Genomic DNA, 3,152 nt, shown 5'->3' on the forward strand with positions numbered 1-3,152 from the left:
GCCGGCAGGCGGATGAGGGGGGCCACACGCGCAAACGCAAGCGACCACCTAAGCCGCCAACAAACCCTACTGCGTCACCCCAACCAACTGCATCCACACGGCAGCCTGATCCCGCGCCGTCTGCCGATCGGCCTCATCCAGCGCGTTGCCGCCACAAAACCGCTCCACGGCCGCCCGGTCACTCTCCGCCGTCGCCACATGCTTCGCGCCAACCATCACATGCCGCCACGCGCAGCCCAAAACCTTGTCTTCGACGATGGCCGTATCGCACCCGGTGCTGAGGCAAAGCGCGACCGCCCTCTGGCTCTCGTAACCCCCACCGACCGCGCTCGCATAAGTCATCGCCCACCCAGCGCGCGTATCCCGACATCCGGCCGGATCAGCGCTGAGATTGCACGATGTCGTGGCGACATAATCCTTCGCCGGCGGAAAGTCGGGGAATTCGGCGAGGTTGACGCATCCGCAAGCCAGAAGTGCTGCCGCAAACCACTGCAATATCGCCTCCCGCCGTTGCGCGACCACACTGCTTGCTGGGAGACATCGGACGATGGCTCACGACAGGCCAAATCAGTGATGAATGCCAAATCAGTCGTGATTGTATGTGTTATCGCCGCTCGCCGAAAGTGGGTTTCGGCCCGGAAAATCGATCCTGACGCGGTCTTGGTTCAGGCAGACCGATGGGGTGTCAGTGCTTGCTTTTTGTCTCGCGGGCAAGCTTCAGGATGACGTCATCAGCCGCGTCGGCAAGCGCCATGGCGATTTCGGCGGCTTTCCACCCTCTCTTCTCTCCGTCACGGATAAGTTCGAAGAGCATGGGTTCGAATTCGGACCGGCAGGTCTCCATTCGCTGGTCCGAATTGGATCGATTCTTGGAAGACTGAATATCCGTCATCATCAATACCCCAGATTAGAGGGTAGATTTAGCAAGGCCGCTGAAGAGCGCAAGTAAATATGTTAATCGGTCATTAACAATTCGATTTTTTTGCCTGACATAAGCAAAAAAACAACTAGGAACCCAAGAAGGGCCCGTCGGGGTGAGACGGGCCCCCGCCTTCTTTGTCGCACTGGAAAAGCAACTCTGTCAGCAGTAAAAGCTTGGATCCCAGGAAGTAACCGGTCAACTTCTACCTTTTTTGTACTTGGTACCGCCTTTCAGCGGCGAAGCGGGCCGTTTCCCGTAAATATTATGGGTTTATTTCGGAAGGCCGGCTCGCGAGCATGGTTGTTCCGGATATACTAACATAAGAGTGTATTTTTATTCATGTGCGCTTTTTGGGTTGTGTAGAATAACACCCAGCTCGTGCCATTGCCGGCCATCTTTTCGGATCAGCTCGTCGGCGCAGGTCGGCCCCATGCTTCCCGGCAGGTAGGGCTCCGGTTGTTCATCGCTCTTGCCCCAGAGATCGAGGAAGGGCTGCACGGCCGCCCAGCCCGCCTCGATGCCGTCGGCGCGCTGAAACAGCGTCTGGTCGCCGATGAAGAGATCGTAGAGCAGGGACTCGTAGCCCGTCATCTTGCCGATATCGAACTTGTCGGCATAGCGGAAGTCGAGCGAGACAGGCACCGTGTCGACCGAAAGCCCCGGCGATTTGATCGACAGTTCGACGCTCAAGCCCTCATCCGGCTGCACCTGGATGACCAGTCGGTTCGGCGGCAGGCTGCGCTTGATGTCGGTCTCTCGAAACTGCGCGAAGGGCACTTGGCGGAAGGTGACGACGATCTCGGTATCGCGCGCCTTCATCGCCTTGCCCGTGCGGAGATAAAAGGGAACGCCCGCCCAGCGCCAGGTGTCGACATAAAGCTTCAGCGCAACGAAGGTCTCCGTCCTCGTGTCAGGCGACACGTCCTTGGTCTCGCGGAAAGCGATGACCGGGTTGCCGTTGAGAGGGCCGCTGGTATAGACGCCGCGCACCCCATGCTCGGCCGCTTCCTCGGGCGTGTAGATCCTGAGCGCGCTGAGCGCCTTGCTCTTTTCACTGCGGATCGCCTCCGCCCCGAACCCGTTCGGCGCCTCCATGGCGATCATGGCGAGCAGCTGGAACAGATGGTTCGGCACCATGTCGCGCAGCGCACCCGTCGCATCGTAGAACTTGCCGCGGCTGCCGACATCGACCGTCTCGGCGGCGGTGATCTGCACGTGGTCGATATAGTTGTTGTTCCAGAGAGCCTCGATCATCATGTTGGCGAAGCGCGTGGTCAGGATGTTCTGCACCGTCTCCTTTCCGAGGAAATGATCGAGCCGGTAGACTTGGCTTTCCGAGACCTTGGAGAGGATGCGCGCATTGAGCGCCTTGGCCGAGGCAAGATCGGTCCCGAACGGTTTCTCGATGGCGATCCGCCGAAACGCGCTGTCGGTTTCCTTGGTCAGCCCGTGTTCGGCCAGTTTCTCGACGATCGTCCCGAAGAATTGCGGCGGCACGGCAAGATAGAAGGCGGCATTACCGCTCGGCGCCTTCTCGAGCCGCGCCTTGATGTCGAGATAGATCTCGTCCCTGGTGAAATCGCCCGACGTATAGGCGATCCGCTTGCTGAGGCTCTTCCAGCCATCACTTTCAGCATGCGCTCCGCCATCATCGAGCGTCTTCAGGAAATCATCAAGCCGCGCCACCAGCATCGCATCGTCACCCGGCTCGATGCCGACGCCGAGAATACGGAGATCCTCGCCGGTCAGCCCGCTCTGGGTGAGGTTGATGATCGCGGGAACAAGCAGCCGCCGGGTGAGGTCTCCGGTGGCCCCGAAGATGACAAGCGTGACCGGCGGGCTGGGAGCTGCGTCCATGATGATCTCCTTGATATGGGAGGGGGAAGATAGAGCGGGTGGATGGGGTGCCAAGCGGGGGAGGGGAGTGTGTCCGCTCTTCATTCTATATGATTTTTCTGATACGATTAAATCATACTCAAGTGAGGTTGAAGATGAGAACAACGCGGGCGCTCAGCATCACGCTCCCCATCGAGATGGCGCAGATGGTGAAGGAGAAGGTTCAGTCCGGAGAATATGCCAGCGAAAGCGAAGTTATTCGCGATGGTCTGCGAGCGCTTGTCAATCAGGATGCCGCTGTCGAAAAGTGGCTTCGCGAAGAGGTCGTTCCAACGATGAAGGCGTTGGACGCCGATCCTTCCCGGGTAGTGTCGGCCACTGAAGCACGCCGCCA

4 protein-coding genes are annotated in these 3,152 nt (G+C 59.2%); 1 reads left to right on the forward strand and 3 read right to left on the reverse strand.

Going from position 1 to position 3,152, the window contains the following annotated elements; translation table 11 throughout:
• Positions 1-66: 66 nt before the first annotated feature.
• The 3 genes from B3605_RS09925 to zwf all read right to left on the reverse strand — a co-directional run bounded on the left by B3605_RS09925 (position 67) and on the right by zwf (position 2,779).
• The gene (locus B3605_RS09925; protein WP_210297389.1) at positions 67-495 is read right to left on the reverse strand and encodes a hypothetical protein; all 429 of its coding nucleotides are present in this window, start codon (positions 493-495) and stop codon (positions 67-69) included.
• Positions 496-685: 190 nt separating this feature from the next.
• A complete protein-coding gene (locus B3605_RS09930) occupies positions 686-814 on the reverse strand; it encodes a hypothetical protein (protein ID WP_018896989.1) in 129 nt (42 codons plus the stop codon).
• 441 nt (positions 815-1,255) lie between these two features.
• Positions 1,256-2,779: a glucose-6-phosphate dehydrogenase gene (zwf, locus tag B3605_RS09935; RefSeq protein ID WP_296433637.1), complete on the reverse strand. Its 1,524-nt coding sequence runs from the start codon at positions 2,777-2,779 to the stop codon at positions 1,256-1,258.
• A gap of 134 nt (positions 2,780-2,913) precedes the next feature.
• On the opposite strand from zwf, the gene B3605_RS09940 reads away from it, so the two are divergent.
• Positions 2,914-3,152 (forward strand): type II toxin-antitoxin system ParD family antitoxin (locus tag B3605_RS09940; RefSeq protein WP_296433638.1); only part of this gene is annotated, 239 nt, incomplete at its 3' end.

Source organism: Rhizobium sp. UBA1881 (genome assembly GCF_002338015.1).
In the GTDB taxonomy this organism is placed as follows: Bacteria; Pseudomonadota; Alphaproteobacteria; order Rhizobiales; family Rhizobiaceae; genus Rhizobium.